The sequence below is a fragment of the Streptomyces umbrinus genome (assembly GCF_030817415.1).
Lineage (GTDB): Bacteria > Actinomycetota > Actinomycetes > Streptomycetales > Streptomycetaceae > Streptomyces > Streptomyces umbrinus_A.
Window position 1 is genome coordinate 19,427 of the sequence record NZ_JAUSZI010000003.1, and the last position, 24,997, is coordinate 44,423.

The window sequence follows — 24,997 nt, forward strand, 5'->3', positions numbered from 1 at the left end:
AGGCGGTGAATCACCAGTGACTGGGTGGGAAGCCGCAACGTGTGGCGGTGAGTTCGGGGAATGCTGGTGAGGGCTCAGCCGCAGAGTTGTCGTTGAGTTCCGGCAGCGTCGGGACTGAACTGGCTGGAGCGGGTCTGGGTGTCAGTCCCGGCCCCTACGATGCCCCCTTATGGCCGATGACGTGCTCAACTACTCTCAGCCGGGGCCGTTCACGAGCCTGGACGGGACGCAACTGCAGCTCATCGAGGGGATGCCCAACGACCCTGTGGGCATTTGTGCCGCTGTGCAGCAGCTGGTGATCCAGCCCGGGGATGCCGTGGCGTTAGGGGTCCCTGAGGGCCGGATCACGGAGAAGAACATCCGGCGGGTCAACGAACTGGTCACCGCGCTGACCGCTCTTGAACCCGTATCTTTGCACCACGCCCGGACGCCCGAGAAGCGTGTGATCGGCACCTGCCGGCACTTCGCCACCCTTGCCTGCGCAATCTTGCGGGCGCGAGGTATCACCGCCAGGGCCCGGTGCGGTTTCGCCACCTACTTCCAGGAGGGACGCGGCGTCGATCACTGGATCACCGAGTACTGGGACGGTGACCAGGCCCGCTGGGTGCGCATCGACACCGAGGTCCTCGGCAGGGGAAACGTGGACCGTCCGCAGGACCTCGCTCCCGGCGAGTTCCTGTCCGGGGGTGAGAGCCCGTGAACAAACTGATCGTTGCGGGTGGGTGGGAATCGGTGAAGTGACGTGAACGGCCAGGACCTCTTGGTAGCAACTGCGGTGTCGAAGCCCAGTCGCGCCAAGAGGTCCTGTCATGCCGTTGTACGCCCCTGCCATCACCGCCGTCACCCCGGATGCTCAAGCTGACTGCTCCTGCCTGGCCTGCCGGTTCGGTCACGGCCGCCGTCATCCGGCCCGGTCCCGCCGCTACACCTCGGACACCACGGATGCGGAGTGGCAGGTCATCGCGGCGGTGCTGCCGTGGCCGGCCTGGCTGGACGGCAAGGGCGGGCGGCCGGAGGAGTACTGCCGCCGTCTGATCGTGGACGCGATCTTCTACGTCGCGGACAACGGCAACAAGTGGCGCAACCTGCCGGGCGACTTCCCGCACTGGCGCACGGTGCACACCATCTTCACCCGGTGGTGGCAGGACGGAAGCGTCGACGCCATCCACAACGACCTGCGTGACGAGGTCCGCCGGTCCGAGGGCCGGGACACCGACCCGACCGCCGCGGTCATCGACTCGCAGTCGGTACGCGCTGCGGAGACGGTCGGCTCCGACAGCCGCGGGTACGACGCGGGCAAGAAGGTGGCAGGCCGCAAGCGCCACGTGATCGTGGACACGATCGGCCTGCTCCTGGTCGTCATGGTCACCAGCGCGAGCGTGCAGGACCGCGACGGCGCCCGCCCTGCGCTGACGCACCTGCGTGACCTCTTCGAATCGGTCAGCCTGGTCTGGGCCGACGGCGGCTACGCCGGGAAACTCGTCACCTGGGCCAAGAAGAAGCTCCAGTTCACGATCGAGATCGTCAAGCGCAACGACGACGTCAAGGGCTTCGTGGTACTGCCACGCAGGTGGGTGGTGGAGCGCACGCTGTCGTGGATCTTCCAGCGCCGCCGCTGCGTACGCGACTACGAACGGTTACCCGAGCACCACGAAGCCATGGTCAAGTGGTCCATGATCATGCTGATGTCACGGCGCCTGGCGGGCACGAAGGACGCCAAACACCGGAAATGATCAGTTTGTTCACGGGGTCTGAGGCATGGGTCCACTACCGCAATGGCTTGATCGATCCGGGCACGTTCGGGGTGAGCGGTACTGATCACGCCTGGGGTTGGGCCGAGATCAGCGGCAATGCCGTCCGAGACCTTGCCGCTCTCTGCAAGCAGGAGACGTTGCCCTGGGACGAGTGGGGCCGCATGAGCGCGGCGTACGAAGGCAAGACAGGGCCGGAGTACGACCAGCTGATCGACGCGGTTGCCGATACCTGCGCCAAGGACGACCCACCGGCTCTGATGCATCTGTTCGCCCACCAGGATCTGGCCGTTCCCCCGCACATGCTCGGGTGAGCAAGGTCGGGGACCGAACACCGAGCTGGTCGACGACCATGTCGTCTCATGCATGCCCGGCCCGTAGGGCGGGGGTGTTTGTGATGGGTGACGGTTCTTGGCTGAGACGGTGGGGAGGATGCCGCAACTCGAGAGGCCTGCCCGGCGGCTGCGCGACCCTCCCGATGCTCCCCGCCCGCCCTGCCCTGGCGGGTGTCGGCGGCCAGTAGAAAATCCCCACGTACGGCCAGTTCGATTCCCCAAGTGGCAGTCACACTCAGTAGCCTCGGTGTCGGCTTGTGCACCTGGCGTATGAAGGGGTTGAGGTCGTGGCACGTACCTGGCTGTCCATCCGGGTGGAGTTGGTCTCCGGGCACGGTGCAGACCTGTGGCCTCGCCCCGGCCGGGTCTTCGCCGCCGCGCGCTCGCACTCCTTCGCCCAGTTCGCCACGGCCATCGACCTCGCCTTCGGCCGCTGGGACCTCGCCCATCTGCACCTGTTCACGTTGTCCGACGGCGCCCGGGTCAGCCCTCTGGACTGGTGGGACGGCGAGGCCCCGGACGGCACCGTGGATGGCCATGCGACCAAGCTGAGCAGGCTGCAGGCCGGCGAGCAGTTCGCCTATGTCTTCGACATGGGCGACGACTGGGCCCACCTGTGCACGGTGGCGGAAAAGCGCATCGATCCTCTCGACGAGCTAGGCGAGGCCCCCGACCGCCCCGTTCCGTACTGGGGTTGGGGCAGCCTCCCGGACCAATACGCACGCCGCTGGGACGGAGACGACGGGGGGTCGCCGATGCCGAAGCGGCCAGCCCGCGGGCTCAGCGACCTGCCTCCGATCCTGCCGTGGTGGGGCGAGCACCGCCGAGGATGACCTCACGCTGCGTGCACGAACTGTCCGCCAGCGGGGAATTGAAGTGGCCATGATGGGGAGCTGAAGTGGCCGCGAGCGGGGAAATCTAACTGGCCGCTGACAGGCGGGGAGGTCGGTGGTTGCGGTGGCCTTTGCTGTACGTCATCGGGCTGGCTGTCAGGGGGAGTTTTCTGTCGGCCGCCCGTGCGTGTGCCCGGTACGCCTGGTTCGTGGGAGGAACTGGCTTTCCTGTGGCTGTTGTTGAGGGAGAGTCACGCTGGGCGGGGGTTGGTGCACTACTGGGTGGTGGAGGACGCCGGAGTTGCTGGCGTACGAGGAGCCCAGGGAGATGACCTGTGGAGATAGCGGTGGTTGCGCCGGTGGCCTTGGGGCTGTGTGGTGGGGCGGCGCGTGTCGGCTACCTGTGGATCCGTGCCCGGGCTGCGGTACGGCTGGCGGAGATAGACGAGGAGGCACTCAGCACCCAGCTGCAGGTACTGCCGCCGGGAAGCCGGATCTCCAGGCGCCGGCCTGGGCAGAGCGAGACCGTGGTCCAGATCGGTGGCCTGACCGGCAGCCAGGGGGGCCTCGGTGGATAACGACACGCGGCCTCCTGCTGCGACGGCCACACCCCTGGTGCTTGCCCCGGCACGGCAGACGGCGGCAGCGGCCGCCGCTCCCGCCACGCTGTACCCGCCTGCGGGCACCAGATCGCGGGCGGCTTTCGCGCACTGCTATCAGCAGCAGCTGACGCCGGTCATCCGTTTCATCATGCGCAACGGCGCGAGCCCGCACGAAGCCGCCGACATTGCGCAGTCCACCTTCGTCCTGGCCTACGAAGCCTGGGATGCCATCGAACACGCACCCGCATGGCTACGCCGGGTCGCCTACCGCCAACTGCTCAAGGTGCGCCGGGCCAAGGAGCACCCCTGTGCCGTGCTTCCGGATCTGCCGGGCGGCAGATGCCCGATGGCTGCGGTGGAACTCGGCGAGCAGGAAGCCCGCGTGTATGAGGCCCTGAGCTGGTTGCCGGCCCGTCAGCGGGAGGTCATGGCATGGACGTTCGACGGCTTCAGCCCTGCCGAGATAGCCCAGGAACTGTCGATAGAGCCCGCTGCGGTACGCCAGAGCCTTGCCCGGGCCCGGCAGAACTTGAAACGCGCGCTCGGCATCTCGAAAGGCGGTGCACGATGACATCCCCCTTGGACGGCTATGACCCGGACGGTCCGGCCGACGACGCCGCCCTCGATGCCCTGCTCTTCGCAGCGGACGACGCGGTGCTTGACACACTCAATTCCGCTACGGATCTCGATGAGGGATGCGCGAGGATCTTCGCCGCATCCGTCACCCCTGACCAGGCCCCGGTCCCGTATTTCCTGCGCATCCCCGCAAGCCCGCCCCCCAGCCAGCCGCCCTCCCTGGTCGAGGCCGCCTCTCGGCTGCCGGCACATGGACCGGGAGCAGACCCACGCAGGAAGGCAGCCGGTCCGGTGGACGCTTCGGCCCAGCACGAGCGGGCCGGCGTCGACGAGGCGAGCGCCACACGTCAGCGACGGAGATAGCGCGATAGCCGCCTGCCAGACCGGGCCGCGGGCCACCGTTTGTCTGGTCGCGGGAGGTTGCTCTGTCGGCTGGTGGGAGAGTGCGGCCATGGAGATTGCCAACCGCACGCTGACGGCAGACGTGATCGCGGCACTGACGTACTGGCCTGGTGTCGTCTGGGTGGGTCAGAAGAATCCTCCGGACCCTGTGGATCTCACTGTTCTGCTCCCCTTCTTCAACGAGGTGTTGCAGGAACTTCCCTGGTGGAACCGCGACTGGAAGGTCAGCCACGTCGAGCCGGGTTTTCCCCTGGAGATCGAGAGTGATCACCACGGTCACCCTTCAAGGTTCACTGAGGTGTCAGTGCCGGGCACGGTTGGGTGCGGCAGTGGTGAGAGCCTGCCCTTCGTCACGAAGGTCGGGATTGCGGGTGACCAGCTGATCCGGTTTGAGGCCAAGGTCGGCGACGTGGTTATCGGTCCTGCCGTTGCCCCTGCCGGGCGGCTGGAGCCACATCCGTTCGCACGGGTGCTCACCGGGTTGATGGACCTGCGCGGGATTCCGGTCGGGGTGATGGCAAGGGAAACCGCACGATCGATGTCCACCATCCACATGCTTCGCAGCGGAAGGCATAACCCGGAGCCGCTTCTTGCCCAGGAGATCGCCAAGGTTCTGGGCATGTCCGAAGAGGACGTCAGAGTTATTGCTGGACTCGACGACGGAAGTACGCAGTAGCTGACAGGCGGCGTCACGATGCGGTGTTGGCACTGCGTCAAGCGACGCTCGCCCTGTTGATCACGGTGCGGGCGCCCCTGTCCTCAGGCGGGCTCTTTGCACAGCGCCCGTGGAGCCAGATCAACTCCCTTCCTCGGTAGTGCTCCGGCAGGACCGTGCGGTGGCTTGCGAACAGCCCCGGCTCCGCTGCGGGGAGTGACGTCTGAGGGCAGTGCGCCTGCGATAAGGGCCTGACGGCGGATCACACGGCCCGGGCCGGATCGGGGTCACAAGCGTTACATGCGTCGCTGCGCTGGTGTCGAACTCCTGAGCAGGCGTGTCCTGTTGGTGTGGACGAGGGGCGCTGTCGGCGTACAAGTGGTCGTGCACCACCCCGTACGGATGAGAGTGCACCGTTGTTGATGCGGTGAGAGGTGAGGGCCGCGAGTCTGCTGCTGTCGGTTTGGGCGGCAGAGGGGCGGCTGACGGTGGTCTTGGATGCGCATCGCTGGCTGGAGCTTCGGCGGTTTCGCGGCCTGTATGAGTCCGGCGCGATGAGCCTGCGGGAGATCGCGAAGGAGACCGGGCTGAACCGTCGTACGGTCGCCAAGTACCTGTCTGGTGGGGTGTCGGCCGCGCCGCCGCAGCGGGAGCCCAGCGGTCGGCCGCGGCGGCGGGCGGTGGACGAGGTCGCCCCGCTGATCGACGCGATGCTGCGGGCAGAGATCCTGCTCAAGGGGGCAGTGATCCACGAGCGCCTGGTCCAGGAGTACGGGGTCGCCCTCAACTATCAGCGGGTGAAGCTCTACCTGCAGGAGGCCAGGCCCCGGATCGCCGAGGAGCTTGGGATCAGCCCGGGTGAACTGGCCGGTCTGCACCGCCGGTTCGAGGTCGTCCCGGGGGCCCAGGCCCAGGTGGACTGGGGGGATGAAGGAAGAATCCTCGCCCACGTCGGGATCCCGAAGGTCTACTCCTTCCACATGACGCTGTCGTACTCGCGCGACCCGTTCTGCTGCTTCACCACCAGCCAGGACCTGGCGACCTTCTTCGACTGCCACCGGCAGGCGTTCGCGCACTTCGGCGGGGTGCCGATGACGATCGTCTATGACCGCACCAAGACGGTCGTGCGCCGGCACGTCGCCCCGGGCGAGGCGGTTCCGCTGCACCCGGAAGCGGTCGCGTTCGCCGGGCACTACGACTTCGATATCGACGTGTTGGCCGCCTATCGGCCCCAGGGCAAGGGCCGGGTCGAACGGCAGGTCGGCATCGTCCGGGACCACGTGCTGGCCGGGCGAGGCTTTTCCTCCCTCGAGGAGATGAACGCCGCCTTCGCGGCCTGGGTGCCGTTGCGGCGGGCGAAAGTGCACGGCACCCATGGCGAGGTCATCGGCCACCGGGCGGCGCGCGACCACACGGCTCTGCGCCCGTTGCCGCAGATGCCGTATGTGGTCGCCCAGCGGCACCTGCGGCACGTTGGCAAGGACTGCCTGGTCGCCTTCGACGCGAACCTCTACTCAGTGCCCGCCCGGAAAGTCCGCCCACGCCAGCTGGTCGAGGTCCGGGCCACCAAGTCCCAGGTCACACTGCACGCAACCGTCCCCGCAGCCGATGGTGAGACCCTGCTGGCCGTTCATTCGCGGGCTGTTGGCCGCGGGGCCCGCATCGTCGACGAGAAGCACTGGGACGGCCTACCCACCGGTGCCGGCCGCCGTGTCACCACCGGCGACGGCCCGACTCCGCCCCGCCGTGAGCAGTCGCTCCGGCAAGAGACCGGGCCGCTGCAGGCCCTGCTGAACCGGACCGCTGTCGCCCGCGTCGAAGTCGGGCGCCGTCCGCTGTCGGTCTATGACGAGCTGACCGGCACTCGTCCCTTCACCCCTAACTCCCCAACGAAGGAATCCCGTTGAGCGAGCTGACCGGCACCCGCATCCGCACCACGGCCGTCAAGCTCGGCCTGCCTCACCTGGCCGAGGCCCTGAACCAGTACATCCAACGGGCTGACGAGGCCAAGATGGGCTACCTCGATCTCCTCGACCTGGTGCTGTCCGAGGAACTCGCGGTGAAGGACGACCGCCGCTTCCGGCAGGGCCTGCGTCTGTCGAGGCTGCCGCACCACAAGACGCTGGACGACTACGACTTCGCCTTCCAGCCTGACCTCGACCCACGCAAGGTCAAGGACCTCGCCACTCTCTCCTTCGTCGAGGACAAAGCCAATGTCGCCCTGCTCGGCCCGCCCGGGGTCGGCAAGACCCACATCGCTGTTGCCCTGGCTGTCGCAGCCTGCCGGGCCGGCTACTCGATCTACTTCACCAGCCTCGATGACATGGTCCGCAACCTCAAAGCCGCCGAAACCGCGGGCCGCCTGGTCAGCAAACTCGGGACATACCTGCGGCCCGGCGTCCTCGTGGTCGACGAGGTCGGTCAGCTACCAGCCCCTCGAACGCGCCGAGGCCAACCTGGTCTTCCAGGTGATCTCCAAGCGTTACGAGAAGGGCTCGATCATCCTGACCTCGAACAAGACCTTCAGTGAGTGGGGTCAGGTCTTTGGCGACGAAGTCCTCGCCACCGCCATCCTTGACCGCCTCCTGCACCACTGCGAGGTCGTTCCCATCAATGGCAACAGCTATCGGCTCAAGAACCGGCTCCAGGCCATCGAACGAGACACCGACGTGGCCTGAGTGGTGCACATATCCCCGTACTTGGTGGCGCACTCACACCAGTACGGGGACAGGCGCAGCCTCTCAAGAAGTGGACCAGGACCAGGACCGCGATTCGCGTGCCGTGGCTGGGGGCTGGCTTGGTGTGTTCGGGAGGCGGGGGTGAAGTTTCGGGTTGGGGTGTCACATCTGGTCGGTTTGCTGCTTATAGGGGTGGATGCGGCGCGGCGGGCGCTGCCGGGCTCGGTGGAGTGGGTGTGGATCTGGTGATGGTCGGGATCGCGGCGGGGGTGATGGCGGCGTGCCTGTCGCGTGGGGGCGACCGGTGGGCGAAGGCCCGTGCGGGGTATGGCCGGCAGGGCCTTGCACAGGGGGCGCGGTCCTTGTCGTTTGGCCGTCTGGCCGCGCGGGCGGCGGGTGGTGGCGGCCGGATAGGGGCGGATGGCGCCGGTCGTGCGGTCGGTGGCCGAGAGGCGTGATCGGCGACATGGTCATGGAACAGCCCCCGGCCCCGGTGGGGACCGAGGCCCAGCGGCAGCCGCGCTCGCGCTTTCCGGTGGTCCATCGTGATGACTTTGATGCCTTCTACGTCCGCGAGATGCGTGCGGTGACGGTGTTTCTCATGCATCAGGGGGCCACGCCGTATGAGGCAGCCGATTCGGCGCATGAGGCCATCAGTAAACTCCTGCCCGACCGTTGGCGCACGATGGAACATCCCCGGGCCTTTTTACGCCTCACTGCGCAGCGCTGCTACTGGCGCCAGAATGACGCGCGTGTGTGTCCGGCGGATCCGGTGCCGGACCGTCCCGGTGGCACCTGCCCGGTGTCGGAGGTGGTGCTCACCGAGACGCAGCAGCGTCTGCTCGGCGCGCTGCACGAACTGCCGCCGGCTCTGCGGTCTGTCATGGCCTGGCACCTGGACGGCTTCGACTACGTCGAGATTGCCGAGGCGCTCGGCATGAGCCTTGCTGCCGTACGGCAGAACATCAGCCGGGCCCGCAGGAAGCTCGTCACCATCCTCGGCCTCGGGAAAGGGGACGCAGATGACTGACCACACGCCCCACGAGGGCGGATACGACAACCAGGAGCGGCTCCTTGACCAGCTTCTGGCCGACCATCACGACCAGCTCCTGCACACGGTTGCCGACGCGCTCGACGCGCGCGCCGGCCTTGCCGCGTTGAAGCCCCTGCGTCACGCTCAGGGGCCCGGCCTTGATGTGGTGGTCCCCGTCCACGAGTCGCCTGAGGTCGCCGCGTGGAGAGAGGCGGTGGATGCACAACGGCTGCAGATGCCGCGCAGGCCGGGCAGTCTCGCGGCGGTCCTGCAGCAGTTCGAACAGCTGACAGATCTGCTGGCGTGCATCCGCCGGGCGGTGCCCCGGGCAACGATGGTGAACGTGGCAGCGCTTGCAAGCTCTCTGGTGCTTGTGAGGCTGGAGCGGGGGCTGGCCGGCCGGACCCTGACCCGGGCCGGAGCGCATCAGCTGCTGGCGGAGCTGGAGGAATGGCTGGGCGAGTCGGTGCAGGCCATGGCGGGCGCACCGTCTGGCCCGGGCCACCTCGCGAGGCTTGTGTGCGCGGTGGAGTCCCTGCCCGCTCTCCACACGCTGGTCATGAATCTCTTCGAGGACGCTCAGGCTGAAGTGCCGCCGCGCCACGGGCAGCCCGCCTGCGGTCCTGCCCGCGCCGGGCGAGGTGATGCATCGGAGGTGGGGTCCCGCCGGCGCACGGGGTTCTGCGGGGCGCTGCTCATGCTGGTCGGGGTTGTCGCGGTGTTCGCGGTCTGGGCGCCTGAGCCGTTGAATGGCCTGGCGTTCTTGATGACCGTTCCGCTGGCGGCGCTGGGGAGCCGCTGCCTGCTGTTGGGCGGCGCCGTCGTGGACCTCGAGACGCCGTCCCATGTCGTACCCGGTGGTTACGGTGCAGCGGTGAGCCAGCCCATACCGGCCTCGTGTACGGGCTCCTCGCGGTGAACGCACAGCCGGTGCGGGGCCGCTGCGACGAGCGGGGGAGCACCGCCCGTGCAAGGTCCGGGCGGGGTGACCGGACGCCGGCGGGCCCCGCCCGGTGCGGTATGCGCTGAGCGTGAGCACACGGTGGTTGCTGCGCCGCTGCCGGGTGCGATGCGCCCCGCGCGGATCCGGCTGCCCGCCGCCGCACCGTCGGCGGCGGCGCGGCCCGGGGTACGGGCCGACGGCCTCTTTCACTCGTCTGTGTGGGCGGGCAGGGGAGTGTTCCGCCGACTGCTTTCGCATGCGAACTGGCGGCGTGAGCTGGGGTTTCAGGGGCCTGTGGGAGGCGTGGGTCGGGGTAAACGCGGTGGGGCAGGGGGTTGGATAGGGTGTGGCGTATGCCTCCCCCGGGGTCGGTGGGCCACGGCCGTGTCGACCGGCACGGGAGGGGAGGAGTAGGAGATGGCGTCGCTCTCTGGAGCGGATCCGACGGATCCGAAGGAGGGCGATCAACACACCGGAGGGGTGTAACAGCCTTCGGTCTGGCTGTTTTTGGGCAGCCAGAAGGCCTTCCCGGGCAGACGGGAAGGTTCTGGTGTGGCGGTTGCCGCTCTGGAGCGGGAGGTCTCGCATCCTGTGCTTCGCGCCAACGGGCAGGGATGCGGGGCCTCTTGTGCTGTGCGGCGCTGTTGCCAGTACGGCCAGTGGCCGACTGACGGAGTTACACCTTGCGCTGCCGTGGCGGAGCAGGAGACGTGCTACTTCTCTATTTCTCGCACACAGCCTGGTCAGGGCCTGTTAGGCAGCGCAAAGTTCGCACCTGACGGACTGTGAAGGTGCCTCTAAAATGTACCTTGTGGGGCGGGGGTGAGGGCGGTGGCACGGGGGCTTGCGGGCATGTTCGACGGGGCGCGGCTGCGGCAGGAGCGGGCTCGGGCGGACGGGGGGCGCGGGATCAGCGCTGCTGAGCTGGCGGTGCGGGTGGGGGCGAGCAAGGCGCAGATTCTGGCGTATGAGAATGCCCGCTACTGCCCGGACCCGCAGCGGATACAGGCGCTGGCGAAGGCGCTGGGGGTCAGCCCGCTGCAGCTGGCCGACGAGGCCGGGAAGGCGTCGTGGACGCTGGCTGACCTGCGGCGGGCCAGCGGGCTTCGGGCGCGGGATGTGACGGGCCGGTTGAAGGTGTCACCGCGCAGTTTCCGGCGGCTGGAGAGCGACGGGCTGGTGTCGGCCCGCAGCTTTGGCCTGGTGGCCGCCGTCGCGGAGTGTCTGGGGGTGAGGGTCGACGACATCGAGGGGCATCTGTCGAATGTGCCGGTGGTGAGGGAGCGTCTGGAGCGGGCGCGGGTGCCGTGTGAGGCGCTGCTGGAGCGGTATCGGGCGCCCGGCCGGCTGGATGTTCCGGCGCCGGACGAGCCGGAGGTGGTGGAGCTGGCTGCCCTGTATGGGCGGCCGGCGTCGGTGGTGGCCCGGCTGATGGGGCACGAGGTGGTGCGGGTGCGCGGTGCGCAGCGCCGCCTGGCGGGGTTTGCGGCGGTGGCCGACTACGGGGGATCGGCCGATGAGCAGGCCGACGCGCGCCGCGGGGTGCACGCCGAGCACGAGCGGATCGGGCAGATCAGCGCTTCACTGCCAGGGCGGCTGGATGCGTTCTTCCGCTGTCTGCTGCCTGCTGAGACGTGGCGGGCGGTGGCACTGCTGCAGACGGTCAGGGGATTTGGCCTGTGGTTGTCGCCCGGCCAGTTGGGCATCGAGGCATCGGCCGTCACGTCCATTCCCGCCGGGCTGTGCAGGACATCTACAGCGGGCGGGGACGGCGACGCGGCGCTGTACCAGATCTCGCCCGAGGGCTCCGAGCACTGCGCGCGCTACCGGTCCTGGTACGACGTTCTGTATCCGGGGATCAGGACCATCCTGCAGGCTCGGGAGAGCCAGTTGTCGGGCCATGTGTCGGGTGCGGTACTGCGCGAGCACTTCAGACTGGCCCAGGCGGTGCTCTTCAGCTTCGACGGGCTGTTGTGCCGGCTGTTCGCGACGAATCTCCAGTCGGTCTCGGACCATCTGGTCCAGGCGGCGCTGGCTCTGCAACTGTCCGTCGGGCCGCAGACGCCCACCGATCCGGTGGGCATGCTCCGCGATCTGGTCCGGGTGGGCTCGCCTGCGCAGATCCGCCGTCTGGATCACTTCCTGACCCTGCTGGAGACGGAAGCGGCCCAGCACGCCGAGCCCTTGCCCGGGGCACAGCAGCTGTTGCGGGTGCTGATGGAAGGGCCCTGGCGGATGGCGGTGGTCACCGACCATGCGGCCCAGGCGGTCGACACCTTCCTGGCCCACCTGGCGCCCGTCATAGGAAGTGACCGGGTCCGCGTCTTTGGCCGGCCCGCCAACCCGCGCCTGATGAAACCTCATCCGCACGCCGTGGCCCTGGCCGCCGGGACGCTGGGCAGCCCGCACGCGCAGACGATCCTGATCGGGGAGTCGGTCGCCGATGCCCTGGCGGCCCGGACCGCCGGGGTCGTGTTCATCGGTCTGGCGCCCACGCCCCGCAAGGCGCAGATGCTCAGGGAAGCCGGAGCCACCATCACCGTCGGCTCGCTGCGGGAGATCACCTCGGTGGTCCGCTCCCTGACGACTGCGCCCTACACCCGGGGGCGTGTGCCCTGATGAGGGGACCGGCAGGCAACGCGCGTTCCCGGTCGCCCTGTCCGCCGCCGGTGAGCCACACCGTGGCCGCGGGCAGCCACCACACCACGCACGTGTTCGTTCACGACACTGCCCCTGCCCGCCCGCCGTTGCTGAGAAGCCCGCCTCAACGACCGGCGGCAGGGGCAGACACACCGGGGCCGCGGGCGGTGTACTGCCTGCCGCAGGAAGGACGATCAGCTAGGCCCGCTGCTCCAGGCCTGCAGGGTGGTGGCCAGCCGCAGGGTGTGCGGATGGGATTCACCGACGGTGCGCCGACTGGCTTCCAGAGCTGTGCCGAGGAGCTGGTGGGCCTGGTGCGCGAGGCCGAGGCCGTGCAGAACGCAGGCAAGTTTGTACTGGGTGGACAGAGTCCGCGGATGTTCGGGGCCCAGCACCCGTGAACGGGTGTCCCAGGTGGTGCGGAGTTCCTGCTGGGCGGAGTCCAGCTCGCCCAGATCCTGCAGGACGCAAGCGAGATTGTGACGGGCGGTGAGCGTCCGCGGATGCTCATCTCCCAGCGACTGCCGGCGGACGGCCAGGAGAATCAGGTACTCCTGCTGCGCCTGTACGAGTTCTCCCTGGTGGTGCAGCACACGGGCCAGCTCGTGCCGCGCCGCCAGGGTGTGGGTGTGCTCGTCGCCCTGCAGCCGGCGCCGGGCGGACAGCACGTGGCTGAAGTGCTGCCGCGCCTGCTCGAGTTCTCCCTGGTCGTGCAGGACGCGGGCGAGTTCGTGCCGTGCGGTCAGGGTGTGGGTGTGCTCGGCACCCTCAACGCGCTGCCAGGCGGCCCAGACGTCCTCGTACTCGGCCCGTGCCTGGACGAGTTCTCCCAGGTCGTGCAGGGCACCGGCCAGGTTGTGCCGGGTGGAGAGTGTTTCGCCGTGATCTGCGCCCAACAGGCGGCGGCGCACGGCCAGCACCTGCTCGTACTCCCGGCGCGCCTGCTGGAACAGACCGCACGCCTGCAGGTAGCGCGCCGCCAGTTCGGCGGCCTCGGCACCGGCCAGGCGGATGTCCTCGCCCAGCTGGGCAGCGGGGGCAATCTGGCGGGCCAGGTCGAGTGCATGCGGAGCCAGGGCGCGCCAGGTGCTCCAGTGAGTCGGCTCCTCAGGAGGCGCCAGTTGTTCCAGGGCCTGCCGCAACAGGGCCAGGGCGGCGCCCGGCTGCGGCCCGGACCGGCTGGCGTCCCGGATCAGCGGGTGCAGCCGGACCACCGGCAGGCTGTCCTCCGGCGGCGATGTGACCAGCTCCAGCAGTCCCAGGGCGGCCAGTTCCTGGAGCATGCGCCACAGTGTCGTCCCGTCCAGGCGCTCAAATTCCGCGACCGCCCGTGTCAGGGCTGCCGGCCGCAGCAGCAGAGTGTGCGGAATCGGTGCATCGGCGAACGACGCGAGCAACTCCAGCAGGCGGCCCGCCAGGGGAAAGCCCCGCTGCTGCATGAGCTCCAGGGACAGACGCCAGGTCCCGGCGACGGCCTGCGCCGGATCTGCCCGCCCGCATCCGGCGTCGAGCGCCTGCCGGTAGGTGCTGAACTCCAGCGGTGTGTCCGCTTCCACGAACGCGCCCGGCATCCCCGACACCTCGGCCAGATAGGAGCCCGCCATGTGCAGGGCCAGCGGCAGGCCCCCCAGCCGCACGGCCAGCGCGCGGGCCTCGCTGACCGGGCCCGCCCGCTCGCCCGCACGGTCAAGCAGGACCTGCGCGGCATCGGCCGGCCCCAGCGGCCGCACCACGTGCAGCACGGCCCCCGTACCCCACGAACGCCGCGCGCCCTGACGGCTGGTGAGGAGGACCAGCCCGCCCGGGGCGGCGAGCGGACGGACCCATCCCGTGCCCGAGGCCAGCCGCCCGGGACCGTCCAACAGGCAGGGATCGTCGACACTGTCGAGGATCAGGATCCATGCCTGCGGCATCCCACCGAGCCGATCCCACAGCACATCCGCAGCGTCCTCGCCCCGCATGTCCTTCGCACGCAGCCCCACCTGGCGAGCCACCGCCCGCAACCCCGCCTCCAGCACCGCACCCTGCCGGGCATCGATCCACCACACGGCAGGACCGCCCCTGCCGCGCTGGTGCAGTTGGTGCACCGCCTCCAAGACCGCGGCCGTCTTCCCGCAGCCACCCAGCCCGTGCACCACATGCAGCCGGCCGCCCCCGCCGCCGTCACACAACTCCAGCAGCCCTTCCACCAGGTGAGTGCGACCTCGCAGCGGAAAACGCGGGTCGCGTTCGCCCAACGGCGGCGCCAGCGTCACCGGCGCGCCGCCGCGCCCCGGCGCATGGGCCCCGACCACCAACTGCTGCACCTGCAGACGCCCTGCGGCGACGCCACCGTACTGCGCCACCACACCCCCCGCCGCGGCCGCGGCGGGCCGTGCTGCAGACAGCGGTTCGCCGGTGGCTAAGCCTGCTCCCTGCCCGCCGAGAAAGGGTCCGCAAGATGCACCCCTCCCTCCACCCGAACCACGCCGCCGGCCACCGCCCCCGACGCAGCGTCAATGGACACGTCACCGCCCACTGCCAGGCCCCCGCTGCCGGCCCGGACCCCGCAGTGCACGGCCCGGGTCCGGCTCACCGCGTCCACCAGCAGCCGCAACTCGGCAGCCGCACCCGCCTGTTCGACCTCGGGGAGGGAATCCAAGAACACTTCGATCCGGGTCTGCCAGGAACTCTCCCACCGGATCAACTCGTGCTGCGCCTGCCCGCTGGCCAGCTCACGACCCGTCTGGTCCAGGCGCGTCAGCGCCGCCGCCTGCCGCGTGCCATCGCCCCGGGAGACCAGTTGTGCCAGGCGTTCGCGCACCGCCGCCCAGGCATCCGTCCCCACGGCCTGCACCACGGCCGTTCCCCCCGCTGCGGCCAACGCCGCCAAAGACTCCGTCAACATCCCGCCCCCGATGCGCCCCGCCCGCGGGATCCCCACCCCGCGCGGAGGCTGCGCTCAACCCCGCCCCGACACCAACACCATTCCCGGGCTCTGCGTCCACGCACCATCCGCGCACCGGGTTTGTCTCATTGCCGCTCTATACCGGCGCAGCGGCGCCACCGCACAAAGATCAAATCCTGCGTGCCCATGGGCCACCGGCCATGGCAGACACACTCAATAAACGCCCGGCCGCGCGCACTTGTGTAAGGTCCTGGCGCGGAAGATAACCAGCGCCTCCGTTCCCCACCCTCCCCGCTCACGGGCAGAGGCGCGCTCGTCAACGAAGGAGGGATCTTTTGATCCGTCCGATGCTCGTCCGTCGGGGCAGAAGCAGGCCGGAAAAACACCGCCGTCACGGCGAGTTGCGCGACCAGTACAAGAAGCAGATCGGCCCCCTGCGGCTCTATCTGCTGCTTGAGTGCGCGCCTTTGGTCGTGAACCCGATAGAGGTCGCCGACGCGACCTTCAAACACGTGTTTGCCCAGCCCGAGCGGGACTTCACCTACGGCGAGGTACGGAAGATCGCAGAAGGCATCGTCCGGGAACTGAAGGCGGCGGGGAAGCTGCATGCAGCAGCCGAGTACTCACTGGAAAAAATCTTCGATTCCTATCTCACGCCGGATCTCACGCCGGTGCGAGAGACACTGCGCGCCCTGGATGCCCTTTGTCTTGCGGAACGCAGGGTGATCGAGGCGGAAATGCTGCATCTTCTGACAACGGACGGCCTGGCGGAAACCGTGGGCGGAAAGGCATCGACCAAAAGGGTTCAAAGGAAAAATGCGCTTGCCAAGCTAGCCGAGGCAGAAGTTGACCTGGAGCTGCTCGAGCCGTTTTTCGCAGGTATGAGGGGACACTGCAGTGACAACTAGGACGGACAATGACCTTAGGCTCAAGCTCTACCGGTCCTACGTGATGATGAGCCGGCGCCTCGCGGAAGACGATCAGGACCTCGACCGGCGCTTCGACAAGATCATGGACGACATTGATCGGCAGAACCAGCCAGCCCCGATTGCCGCGGCCATAAGGCGGCTGGGCGATGCCCGCCACGCGGCGGCCGAGACCGGCCGACGCCTGATTGCCTCCAAACTGGTCAAGAGCGCCGCCGGCCTGGGTATGGCGATCGTCACCGCAACGACTCGCGTCGTTGCCGGCGTCATCAACGTCATGAGCGCCGCAACAGCGGGAGCTGCCACCGCACTTGCCGTCACCGCTCTCACCGATCGCTTTCCCGCCCGCCGCAGAAGGGCACGTAGGCGCGAACGCGACACCATTGCGCCCACCCCCGCCGAATAGCCGCGCGGGCAAGGCGGGGGTGACGGACTCGTCCATTTGGCTGTGTGCCTACAGCGCTGCTCTGCTTGGTGCTCTGTGCCGTTCGATCAGACGACTCCATGCCTGGGCGCCGCCGGTGTCGTCAGCGCAGTGGTCGAGGGCAGTTGAGCCATCGGGAGGGCTCGATGGACGTCACACGTCATTCATCAGCAGTGGCATCGCCAGAAGCGGCGTGATGGGTATGCCGATGAGGCAACGGGGGCTATGTCAGGTCACCTGAGCGTGTCTGGGCTCGGCGTTGAGCTGGTGCGTATGTGGCGTGTGTGCCCAGGCGGGTTGAGGTCTGCCTCGGGTGCCTCGTCTGAGTATGGACAGTGTCGGCCATGTCACCGAATGCAATGGCATATATAGGCCATTCGGTTTCATCCCCTGTCTGATTGGCCAACGGGCTGCAACACTCTGTGACGGCGGCGGGTGGCCCGTTGTCAAAGGCCGTACTTTTCGGGGGTGTTGGACGTGGCGGGGCGTTCGGGGCAGTACTACCGGGCAGGGCATTGGGTGAACCGGTCCGCGGGGAAGGCAAAGGCAGGGAAGAAGTCCGCCACGGGTGTGGTGGCGGTGGGGCTGCTGTTGGCCGGGGCGTGGCTGGGGTTGTTCTCCCAAAACTCGGACGCTCAGGGCACTACTGACCAGCCTTCGGAGCCCGCGGCCTCGGTTTCAGCGGGCCGGTAAAGGTACGCCCGCTGCACCTGCCGGGGGAGTGGCCCGACGGTTCACGGTCTGTGTCTTCTGCCGCGTAGGCGTGCTCGCCACCCGAGGGGCCCAGGCGAAGAGCCGGCGGACGCCGACGTGGGCAAGGGTGGCTGCTCGGTGGCGCGCAGCCGCTCCCAGACTGTTTTCCACTCCTCGATTCGCTCGGCCGGCATTCCGCATGCCGCGAGGTAGATACCCGTGGTCTTCCAAGTCTTGGGCAGGGCTGTGCGGTTGAGGAGGGCGCTGACGGCGCCGGGGGAGACAGGCGGCTGGGCGCGCTGGCTGACGACCGTGATGGTGTGGCCGCTGACGGCTCTGACCTCGGCAAGGGCCTCCAGGAATGCGTGGGGAGTATGGCACTGATCCGGGTCGGGCCAGGCGGCGCCTGCCGGGTCCGCAGCGCCACCGGCCTGCGGAGGCAGGTATGCGTGGTTGCGGGCGAGGATGAGCCGTCCTGCGCTGTTGCGGACGCGTTTTTGCGGCTGCGGCAGATCACGCGCCGCGAGCGCTGTGCGCAACTGCCGGTAGACCAGATCCAGATCCAGATCCCGGGCCTGACCGGGAACGCCGTGGCGCAGAATACGCAGCAACTCACCCGTGAACGCGGTGAGCGGGGCTCCCGGCGGGGCCAGAGCCAGGCCGTTGTCGGGCGCTGCCGCAAGCAGGTAGCTGCCCTCGATCTCGGCCTGGTCGGCCAGCACTTCGTCACCGCTCATCGTCCCCAGGGCCCGCCCGCTCAGACAGCAGTCGAGCACGATGACGAACCGCTGCGCCGCACAGTCCATCAGGATTTCGCGCAGCGCCTGATAGGTCACGCCGGTATGGCTGCGCCCGGGAACGGCACCGGGCAGACCGAAGAAGAGATCACCGCGACCGTCGAGCAGGCCGTGCCCGGCGAAGTACACCAGCAAGGTGTCCTCGGCAGACTCCGCGGCGTCCTGCACCGCATCGAGCATGGCGGGCGCAGTGTCCGGCTCAGCAACGACAGTGCAGTGCCTGGCAGCAAGATTCCATGAGGCGGGGCTTGTCAACACCGCTGCCAGAGCAGGCAGGTTGTTAGCCACCGCAGGCAACGACTCGAGGCGGTGGTAACTGCTGACACCCACGAGCACGGCCCGCGACAGATCCGGATCGGGCAGCGCACTCACGACGACTCCGGTGTGCCGTCCACCTGCTCCAGCGCTGCCACGACCCGCCGCACTTCTTCATCGGTTCCCTCGGCCAGGCTGACCTCGACGTCACCGTGCCGGATTACAACCCGTGGTGGACTGGGGCGGGTCTGACGCCAGGCGAGGACGGACAGGACGAACGACGCCGCACTCCAGCCGTTGCCCGTCACCAGCTGCAGCACGTCGACCAGCTGCCCCATGGAGCCAGGCTCAGGCGCCTTCCCGCCGAGGGCCATCGCCGCCCCGCGTGTGGCGGGCTCCCGCCGCAACCATCCCTGCAGTGAGCGCAGTTCATATTCCTGCCGGTCACCAGCGATCCGTATCTGCACGTGCACCCGTTCCCTTCCGTCCTCAACCCGTTTGCCGGACAGCGCCACGTTGCATCCTGCCCCTGCCGACAGGCCCGGGCACCTGCGCAACCGGACAGTTCACCGCGGGTGGCCGAGCCCCACACGTTCACCGTGGTCACAGCGTCCTGTCGGCTGTGCCCCAGGCGGGCCACGCCTGCCCGGTGCAAAGGGTGAAGACACGGGACGCGATGTCACATCTGGTCAGCTTGCTGCTTGTAGGGGTGGATGCCGCGCAGCGGGCGCTGCCGGGCTCCGTGGAGTGGGTGTGGATCCGGTGATGGTCGGGATCGAGGCGGGGAACGGTGGTGGCGTGCCTGTTGTGTGGGCTGCTGGTGGTTGAAGAGCCTGCTGGATGAGCACGGCAGCCGCGGTTGGGAATCCATCGATCGCTTCGAACTTGCCCGTAAGGTATATGGGTGCTTATACAGTGCCAATTCTTCATGTGAAGAGGCGTGTTGCGGGGGGAGAAGCCATGCCAGGTGACGAAGGCGAAAACGGTCAGGTTGCAGGACCGGTGGAGGATGGGTTCTGGCTGCTGCAGCGACACGCGTGGGGGGCGCTTTTCGCGTGGCTGAGAACGCGATACACCAGGCGGGCGCGTATTGGTGCCGTTGGAGGAACAGCAGCAGTCGCGACGGCCATAGCCGTCTTCGCACCGATGTGGTCAGCCTGGCTGTACGCCGGCGACATCAAGATCACCTCGGTTAAAGAGGGTGAGCGCGTGGAGCGCTGCATCGAGACGCTGAGCGGTACGGGAGAGCTCGGTGACGGTCATCATCTGTGGATCGCCCTGGAGACCAGCCGAGCAGATCGGCCCCGCAATATCGTATTTTCCGCAGAAGCCCGCCTGGCGCACGGCGAATGGCACGCCGACAACATCAATGTAGGTGGGGAGAAGCGCGAAGGAGCCAGCTACATGCTGGTCACGGTGGACGTTGATTCGAACACGCACCAGCTGCTCTCATCTGCGGTCATCGACATGTACCCCCGAGACAGCGAGACTCTGAAGCCCGGTGAAGATCTGTGGCGTCTGTCCACGGATACCTATCCGACAGGTGCTGTTCCCATCGATGAAGTGCGTGTCACACGCGGTGCCTCAGACACTCGCTCGTGCTACGAGATTGAAGAACAGGGTCGCCGGTAGGCGACCTGCCGGTTGCCGGCGTCGAGTCGGGGGCGTCACAACACTCCTGACCACGTGGGGCTGTTCCGTCGCGCCGCTGCGGGCGCAGCGCTGCGCCTGGCCGCAGTGGGCTGTGAGTGTTGCTGGGCGGCTGGCCCGAGGGGTTAGACGCGGCAGTTGTCGGGGTGGGTGGCGTCGCGGTAGTCGGTGATGGTGGGGCTGGCCATGGATTCGCGGTAGATGACAACGGCGCGGCCGTAGGGCCAGGTGATGTCGTTGCTGAATGTTTGTTGTGCTTCGGTGCAGCTGCCGAACATGAGGCTGCGGACGGTGTCGGTCCAGTTCGCATCGTCGTGGTGGTCTCGTCCTTCGGGGTAGGTGCCGGGGCCGAAGGTGACGAACATGGTCTGGGCTGTGGGGTTGAAGGTGACGGTCACGGTGTCGCCCATGTACTGCTGTCCTGCGAGGACCGGGGCCGCGTCGTTGATCAGGCGCTGGGCGGCTGCCTTTTCGGCTGGTGTGGCCGGTACCCGGGCGTTGGCCCATTCGTCGATGGTGGGCTGGGTGTCGTCCTTGCGGGTGTACGCGGGGGAGGGCGTAACTGCGGGCTGCGGACGTTGCGAAGCGGCCGGCGCCGCAGGCGGAGACGAAATGGCGGGGTCTGCTTGAGGGGCGGATTCCTGCGCCGCAGCGGTGGCAGCGGCGGGGTTCGTCTGGCTGCCCGGTGCGGGGGCCTGTCCTTGGGCGGTGTGTGAGGACTGGATGGCGGCGAGGGCGCCGGCGAGGCTGCCGAGGAGGACAGCGGCTGCGCCCACTGCCAGATACAGCCGGCTCCGGTTGCGGCGGCGGGGCGGGTCGGGCCAGGCGGGTCCGGTCCCGGGCGGCGCATCCCAGTGGGTGCTGACCAGGTCGGCCGGCAGGGTGGGCTGCTGGCCGGCGGGGAAGAGGACGGTTGTTGCCTGAGCGGCGAGCAACTGGGTGCAGGTGTCGCTGAGTTCGGCCGCGGCGGGCCGGTCGGAGGGCTCCTTGGACAGGGCTTGTTCCACCAGCGACCGCAGATCATCGGGTATGCCGTCGAGGTCGGGTGCGGCGGACAGGACGCGGAAGGCCACCGCGTCGGGTGCGCCGCTGCCGAAGGGCAGACGGCCGCTGGCGGCATAGCCGACGAGGGCTCCCCAGGCGAAGACGTCTCCTTGCGGGCCGACCGCGCCGGTGCGGTAGTGCTCGGGGCTGATCCAGCCCGGCGTGCCGGTCATCACGCCGGTACGGGTGACCGAGGTGCCGTCCAGGGCGTGGGCGATCCCGAAGTCCAGCACCTGCGGCCCGCACGGGGCCAGGATGACGTTGGACGGTTTCACATCCCGGTGGACGACGCCCGCTTCGTGCGCCGTGGCCAGCGCGGCTGCGGTGCCGGCCGCCAGCGCATACAGCCGCGCCCCGGTCAACGGTCCGCTGGCGGCCACATACCCCTCGAGGGTGGGGCCGGGGACGAACGGTGTGGCGAGCCACGGGGCCAGAGCCTGGGGGTCGGCGTCGCGGACCGGGACCAGGAAGGGGCCCGTGGCCCGCTGGGAGAGCTGCACTTCCCGCCTGAAACGGGCACGGAACTCATCGTCGCTGGCGTGTGCCGGGTGCACGACCTTGACGGCCATGCGTTCTCCGGCAGGGCCGAGTGCGGCGTACACGGTGCCCATACCGCCGGCTCCGAGCCGTCCCACGACGCGGTAGGGGCCGATACGGAGCGGATCGCCCTGCTGCACCGGATGAACAGGGCTGTACACGACGGCTCCCCCTAGTGATCAGCGGCATGTATCGGCCGCAGCGGCGAATGCTATCGGCCCGTCCCTTCGCGAGCGGCTCGATCGCGCATGCCGTCTGCTCGCTCTGCCTGGTGTCCGCAATATCGCGGGAGTCAGCGGGACGGGCAGCGCGGGCGAGATCGTCCCGCTGTCCACCCTCACCCACGAACTGGGCGGCGGCGCCGGCTGGCCGGCGGTCGGCGACTGGGAGACAGTCACCACCGACCTCGTGCAGCTCGTCCGCGCAGGGGAGCGCGACGCTCTCAGCCTGGGCCTGCCCGAGATCGCGCGCGCCCTCATCATCACCGGGCCGCACAGCCAGGTGCGTGCCTTCGACGCCGCAGCCGACCAGTTCATCACCTACGGGCCCGAGGAGCGCGCCGCCGTCCTGGCCGAGGTTGACAGGTTCCTCACCGGCCTCATATCCGAGCTGGAGCTCTGGCCGGGAGACGGTCTGCTGCCCCCGCTCTTCCCGCAGGCGTAAGTGCCTGTTCCGGATGCAGTCATGACATGGTGGCGGCCGTGACGCGTTGGCGAACGGCTGGTTCTTGACGCGTGCGGCCAGTGCCTCGGGAAGGAACATGATGAAGCTTCTCCTCACCGACTCCGGTATCAAGAACGCGAGCATCCAGGAGGCGCTGGTCGACCTCCTGGGTAAGCCGATCGCCGAGTCCAGTGCGCTCTGCATTCCCACCGCGGGTTATGGGGGCCCCGGCGCCGATCCGGGCGGGCCGTGGCGGTTCATCAGCGGACGGTCCCCCAGTCCCATGACCGAGCTGGGGTGGAAGTCGGTGGGCGTGTTGGAGCTCACCGCGCTGCCCAGCATCGACGAGGCGCGCTGGGTGTCCTGGGTCCGGGAGGCCGATGTTCTGCTGGTCAATGGGGGTGACGCGCTGTATCTGTGCCACTGGATGAGGGAGTCCGGGCTGGCTGATCTCCTGCCGTCGCTGCCCGACACGGTCTATGTGGGACTCAGCGCCGGGAGCTTGGTGATGACCCCCCGCATCGGGGAGGACTTGGTGGGCTGGAAGCCGCCCACCGGAGGCGACAGCGCGCTGGGCGTGGTTGATTTTTCGATCTTCCCGCACCTGGATCATCCGGCTTGTCCGGAGAACACCATGGCCGAGGCCGAGCGATGGGCGGCCGGGATGGCGGGTCCGGCGTATGCGATTGACGAGCAGACCGCCATCAAGGTGGCCGAGGGCGCCGTCGAAGTGGTCTCCGAGGGCTGCTGGAAGTTGTTTTAGTACTTCCGCCTCTTGAACAGCGCGGTGCCATGGGAGCGTGGGCCCCTACTTGGGTCTCCGGGCGCTCTGGGTGGAGATGGTGGTCACCGTCTCCAAGAGGGGTCAGTCCTGTTGGGCTTCGCGGGCGGGAGGCTGTCTGCTCCTGCGGGAGGTTCGGCGGGTGATACGCCTGGTCATCAGCGTGATCCCGGCCCAGGTGATCAGTGATTCCGAGCGCTGGATGAGCCGTTCGTAGTCCCGGGCGTGACGGCGGGCGTGCCTGATCCAGGCGAGCGGTCTCTCGACCACCCAGCGGCGTGGCAGGATCACGAACCCGCTGGCGTCCTTCGGCCGGCTTACGGTCCTGAGGGTGAGATCGAGGTGCGCTTTGGCCCAGGTCACGAGCTTTCCGGCATAGCCGGAGTCGGCCCAGACGATACGACATCCGCCATCGCGTGGAGCAAGTCGACGAGTCGGCCGGACCGTTCGGCGGCCCGCCGCTCAAGGAGTAGCGGATCGGCCCACACCACGGCGCCCCCAGACCACAGTCTGAGGGCGCCGATTTCCTGGCCTCGTCTACCCGTTCTGGGCGGGGTGCCTTGCGAGCGCGGGCAGCTTCCATCTCACAGGTCGGTCCATGGGCAGAGCTCGCCCCCAACCAGCGGCGCCCATACTGACCCGCTGGGACCGAGATGCTCGATGTCTTCCAGGACCGCGGCTCCCAGCTGAACCTCGCGGGCGAGGGCCGCGACGAGCGGGTGTTGGGCGACCATTGCCTGCAGATCGCTGATCCTGTTTCCCAGCCTGGGCCGGGAGGCGCCGGTGAGGACGAAAAGCAGGCGGGGGAAGAGCGGGTACCACTTGAGCCAGGCCGGGCCGGTGGAGGTGGGCCTGCGGCGGCCGACGGGCTGGGCCTCGTACTGGAAGAGCCGGGCGTAGTCGATCAGTTTCACGGCCAGGCGCTCGCTGCTCATGGTGGTGCGGTCGACTTCTACGAACGCGCGCAGCTTCCGCCGGTGTTGGCCGTCGATGACGGTGTAGTGCATGACAGCGTCGGCCACAAGCCGTTCTCCCTCACCCAGGGGATGGGATACCTCGGGGGTCCAGTCCCACGGGCCGTGCTCGTGTCCGAGCCGGCGGGCGTCTGCCGCAAAGGCGAGGTGGGCGCGTACGACGGTGAGTGTGTGCGGCGTCTTCAGCGAGGCCGCTGTTGCGGAGTTGATCGGGTACGGAGGCCGGCCCCGCAGGGCTGGGAAGTCCCGCGTCAGGCGGGCACCCTCGCCCGTGAGGTACCAGGCGCGGGTGCGGTTGGACTGGGGCAGCACCGTGTAGTCGACGAGACCCTTCTGCCGCAGCTTGTTCAGTGGGGTGGAGACGGTCTGGCGGGCGGCGTTCGGCCGCAGCAGATCGTGGAGTTGGCTGGTGGTGGCCATCCGGTGCTGGGCGAGCGCGGACAGAAGCTGATGGGGCAGCGGCTCGTCGGGCCTGGGAGTGTACGACGCAGCGGTAGCGGCCACCGGTGTCCCTTCTTGGCGGGAGACATGGTCGAACTCCCAGGTCGAAGCGGAGTGTTGATGTTCTTGAGGAAACCCGCCGCCCCCGACCCGACCACCGACCACGACGCCCCAACCATGGTCACGATGGGGACACAGAGGGCGTGGTCGGGCCCGTGGTCGGCCCGACCACGGGCTGGGCGCTGCTGCGCGGTGCGCCCTTGACGGCGATGGTCAGCTGACCCGTCCGGGGCGGGAGAGCCTGCCCGGATCCCGGAGGACGACGAGACGCCGCCGTACTGAGCTGGTGCCGCCGGATCGGGATGGATCGGGGGAGCCCCGCCAAACTGACGGAAGGTCGGTTCAGGGTCTGGTGCCTGGAATACCTCGGGTGCACCGCCGCCAGCTTTTGGTCGGTCGGGCGTGGCTGGCATCGTG

The 24,997-nt window shown here is 68.6% G+C and carries 22 protein-coding genes and 2 pseudogenes; 17 read left to right on the forward strand and 7 right to left on the reverse strand.

Annotated features, from left to right (window positions below; genetic code table 11):
• The first annotated feature begins 169 nt into the window (after positions 1-169).
• The 12 genes and pseudogenes from QF035_RS55230 to QF035_RS55285 all read left to right on the forward strand — a co-directional run bounded on the left by QF035_RS55230 (position 170) and on the right by QF035_RS55285 (position 12,427).
• Positions 170-700: a transglutaminase-like domain-containing protein gene (locus QF035_RS55230; RefSeq protein ID WP_307532250.1), complete on the forward strand. Its 531-nt coding sequence runs from the start codon at positions 170-172 to the stop codon at positions 698-700.
• 109 nt (positions 701-809) lie between these two features.
• Positions 810-1,733 carry an IS5 family transposase gene (locus tag QF035_RS55235; protein WP_307517465.1) on the forward strand — a complete coding sequence of 308 codons (924 nt, stop codon included), beginning with the start codon at positions 810-812 and terminating at the stop codon, positions 1,731-1,733.
• Positions 1,734-1,780: 47 nt separating this feature from the next.
• Complete coding sequence (locus tag QF035_RS55240) at positions 1,781-2,065, forward strand: hypothetical protein (RefSeq protein ID WP_307532251.1); 285 nt, start codon at positions 1,781-1,783, stop codon at positions 2,063-2,065.
• 308 nt (positions 2,066-2,373) lie between these two features.
• Positions 2,374-2,919, forward strand: a complete 546-nt coding sequence (locus QF035_RS55245) for an IS1096 element passenger TnpR family protein (protein ID WP_307532253.1) — start codon at positions 2,374-2,376, stop codon at positions 2,917-2,919.
• Between the two features lie 570 nt (positions 2,920-3,489).
• On the forward strand, positions 3,490-4,092 hold the full coding sequence (locus QF035_RS55250) for an RNA polymerase sigma factor (RefSeq protein ID WP_307532255.1): 603 nt from the start codon (positions 3,490-3,492) through the stop codon (positions 4,090-4,092).
• The gene (locus QF035_RS55255; protein ID WP_307532258.1) at positions 4,089-4,460 is read left to right on the forward strand and encodes a hypothetical protein; all 372 of its coding nucleotides are present in this window, start codon (positions 4,089-4,091) and stop codon (positions 4,458-4,460) included. Before QF035_RS55250 ends, QF035_RS55255 begins: the two co-directional genes overlap by 4 nt.
• Before the next feature lie 88 nt (positions 4,461-4,548).
• Complete coding sequence (locus QF035_RS55260; RefSeq protein ID WP_307532260.1) at positions 4,549-5,175, forward strand: XRE family transcriptional regulator; 627 nt, start codon at positions 4,549-4,551, stop codon at positions 5,173-5,175.
• A gap of 533 nt (positions 5,176-5,708) precedes the next feature.
• Positions 5,709-7,061 (forward strand): IS21 family transposase, encoded by a 1,353-nt coding sequence (gene istA, locus QF035_RS55265; RefSeq protein WP_444968462.1) that lies wholly within the window; start codon positions 5,709-5,711, stop codon positions 7,059-7,061.
• Positions 7,058-7,832, forward strand: a pseudogene (istB, locus tag QF035_RS55270) (IS21-like element helper ATPase IstB). The gene istA and the pseudogene istB overlap by 4 nt, the downstream one beginning before the upstream one ends.
• Positions 7,833-8,286: 454 nt before the next feature.
• The gene (locus QF035_RS55275) at positions 8,287-8,862 is read left to right on the forward strand and encodes an RNA polymerase sigma factor (protein WP_307532263.1); all 576 of its coding nucleotides are present in this window, start codon (positions 8,287-8,289) and stop codon (positions 8,860-8,862) included.
• Positions 8,855-9,784: a hypothetical protein gene (locus QF035_RS55280; protein WP_307532265.1), complete on the forward strand. Its 930-nt coding sequence runs from the start codon at positions 8,855-8,857 to the stop codon at positions 9,782-9,784. Before QF035_RS55275 ends, QF035_RS55280 begins: the two co-directional genes overlap by 8 nt.
• 855 nt (positions 9,785-10,639) lie before the next feature.
• Complete coding sequence (locus QF035_RS55285; protein WP_307532267.1) at positions 10,640-12,427, forward strand: helix-turn-helix domain-containing protein; 1,788 nt, start codon at positions 10,640-10,642, stop codon at positions 12,425-12,427.
• Positions 12,428-12,642: 215 nt separating this feature from the next.
• On the opposite strand, the gene QF035_RS55290 is transcribed toward QF035_RS55285, so the two are convergent.
• A complete protein-coding gene (locus QF035_RS55290) occupies positions 12,643-14,793 on the reverse strand; it encodes a tetratricopeptide repeat protein (protein ID WP_307532268.1) in 2,151 nt (716 codons plus the stop codon).
• Positions 14,794-14,849: 56 nt separating this feature from the next.
• Positions 14,850-15,287 carry a hypothetical protein gene (locus QF035_RS55295; RefSeq protein WP_307532270.1) on the reverse strand — a complete coding sequence of 146 codons (438 nt, stop codon included), beginning with the start codon at positions 15,285-15,287 and terminating at the stop codon, positions 14,850-14,852.
• 383 nt (positions 15,288-15,670) lie between these two features.
• Here QF035_RS55295 and QF035_RS55300 point away from each other — a divergent pair, with 383 nt between their 5' ends.
• On the forward strand, positions 15,671-16,243 hold the full coding sequence (locus tag QF035_RS55300) for a hypothetical protein (RefSeq protein ID WP_307532272.1): 573 nt from the start codon (positions 15,671-15,673) through the stop codon (positions 16,241-16,243).
• Positions 16,233-16,667, forward strand: a complete 435-nt coding sequence (locus QF035_RS55305; RefSeq protein ID WP_307532274.1) for a hypothetical protein — start codon at positions 16,233-16,235, stop codon at positions 16,665-16,667. The genes QF035_RS55300 and QF035_RS55305 overlap by 11 nt, the downstream gene beginning before the upstream one ends.
• 752 nt (positions 16,668-17,419) lie before the next feature.
• Here QF035_RS55305 and QF035_RS55310 read toward each other — a convergent pair.
• Complete coding sequence (locus tag QF035_RS55310; protein ID WP_307532276.1) at positions 17,420-18,547, reverse strand: caspase family protein; 1,128 nt, start codon at positions 18,545-18,547, stop codon at positions 17,420-17,422.
• The gene (locus QF035_RS55315; protein ID WP_307532277.1) at positions 18,544-18,945 is read right to left on the reverse strand and encodes an effector-associated constant component EACC1; all 402 of its coding nucleotides are present in this window, start codon (positions 18,943-18,945) and stop codon (positions 18,544-18,546) included. Before QF035_RS55315 ends, QF035_RS55310 begins: the two co-directional genes overlap by 4 nt.
• A gap of 445 nt (positions 18,946-19,390) precedes the next feature.
• On the opposite strand from QF035_RS55315, the gene QF035_RS55320 reads away from it, so the two are divergent.
• Positions 19,391-20,062, forward strand: a complete 672-nt coding sequence (locus QF035_RS55320; RefSeq protein WP_307532279.1) for a hypothetical protein — start codon at positions 19,391-19,393, stop codon at positions 20,060-20,062.
• Between the two features lie 143 nt (positions 20,063-20,205).
• Here QF035_RS55320 and QF035_RS55325 read toward each other — a convergent pair whose 3' ends face one another.
• Entirely contained in the window at positions 20,206-21,822 is a 1,617-nt protein-coding gene (locus tag QF035_RS55325) for a serine/threonine protein kinase (protein ID WP_307532281.1), read from the reverse strand.
• A 247-nt stretch (positions 21,823-22,069) separates the two neighbouring features.
• On the opposite strand from QF035_RS55325, the gene QF035_RS55330 reads away from it, so the two are divergent.
• Positions 22,070-22,324 carry a hypothetical protein gene (locus QF035_RS55330; RefSeq protein WP_307532282.1) on the forward strand — a complete coding sequence of 85 codons (255 nt, stop codon included), beginning with the start codon at positions 22,070-22,072 and terminating at the stop codon, positions 22,322-22,324.
• A gap of 100 nt (positions 22,325-22,424) precedes the next feature.
• Positions 22,425-23,087, forward strand: a complete 663-nt coding sequence (locus tag QF035_RS55335; RefSeq protein WP_373467060.1) for a Type 1 glutamine amidotransferase-like domain-containing protein — start codon at positions 22,425-22,427, stop codon at positions 23,085-23,087.
• Between the two features lie 156 nt (positions 23,088-23,243).
• On the opposite strand, the pseudogene QF035_RS55340 reads toward QF035_RS55335, so the two are convergent.
• A pseudogene (locus QF035_RS55340) lies at positions 23,244-23,510 on the reverse strand (transposase); the annotation flags it as partial.
• 179 nt (positions 23,511-23,689) lie between these two features.
• Positions 23,690-24,583 (reverse strand): replication-relaxation family protein, encoded by an 894-nt coding sequence (locus QF035_RS55345; protein ID WP_307532286.1) that lies wholly within the window; start codon positions 24,581-24,583, stop codon positions 23,690-23,692.
• Positions 24,584-24,997: the final 414 nt, after the last annotated feature.

What these genes read in the sequence shown, in the direction of transcription:
- QF035_RS55230 (WP_307532250.1), top strand. Translation starts at nt 170, where the DNA reads ATGGCCGATGACGTGCTCAACTACTCTCAGCCGGGGCCGTTCACGAGC.
- QF035_RS55235 (WP_307517465.1), top strand. Translation starts at nt 810, where the DNA reads ATGCCGTTGTACGCCCCTGCCATCACCGCCGTCACCCCGGATGCTCAA.
- QF035_RS55255 (WP_307532258.1), top strand. Translation starts at nt 4,089, where the DNA reads ATGACATCCCCCTTGGACGGCTATGACCCGGACGGTCCGGCCGACGAC.
- QF035_RS55260 (WP_307532260.1), top strand. Translation starts at nt 4,549, where the DNA reads ATGGAGATTGCCAACCGCACGCTGACGGCAGACGTGATCGCGGCACTG.
- istA (WP_444968462.1), top strand. Translation starts at nt 5,709, where the DNA reads ATGAGCCTGCGGGAGATCGCGAAGGAGACCGGGCTGAACCGTCGTACG.
- QF035_RS55280 (WP_307532265.1), top strand. Translation starts at nt 8,855, where the DNA reads ATGACTGACCACACGCCCCACGAGGGCGGATACGACAACCAGGAGCGG.
- QF035_RS55320 (WP_307532279.1), top strand. Translation starts at nt 19,391, where the DNA reads ATGCCAGGTGACGAAGGCGAAAACGGTCAGGTTGCAGGACCGGTGGAG.
- QF035_RS55335 (WP_373467060.1), top strand. Translation starts at nt 22,425, where the DNA reads ATGAAGCTTCTCCTCACCGACTCCGGTATCAAGAACGCGAGCATCCAG.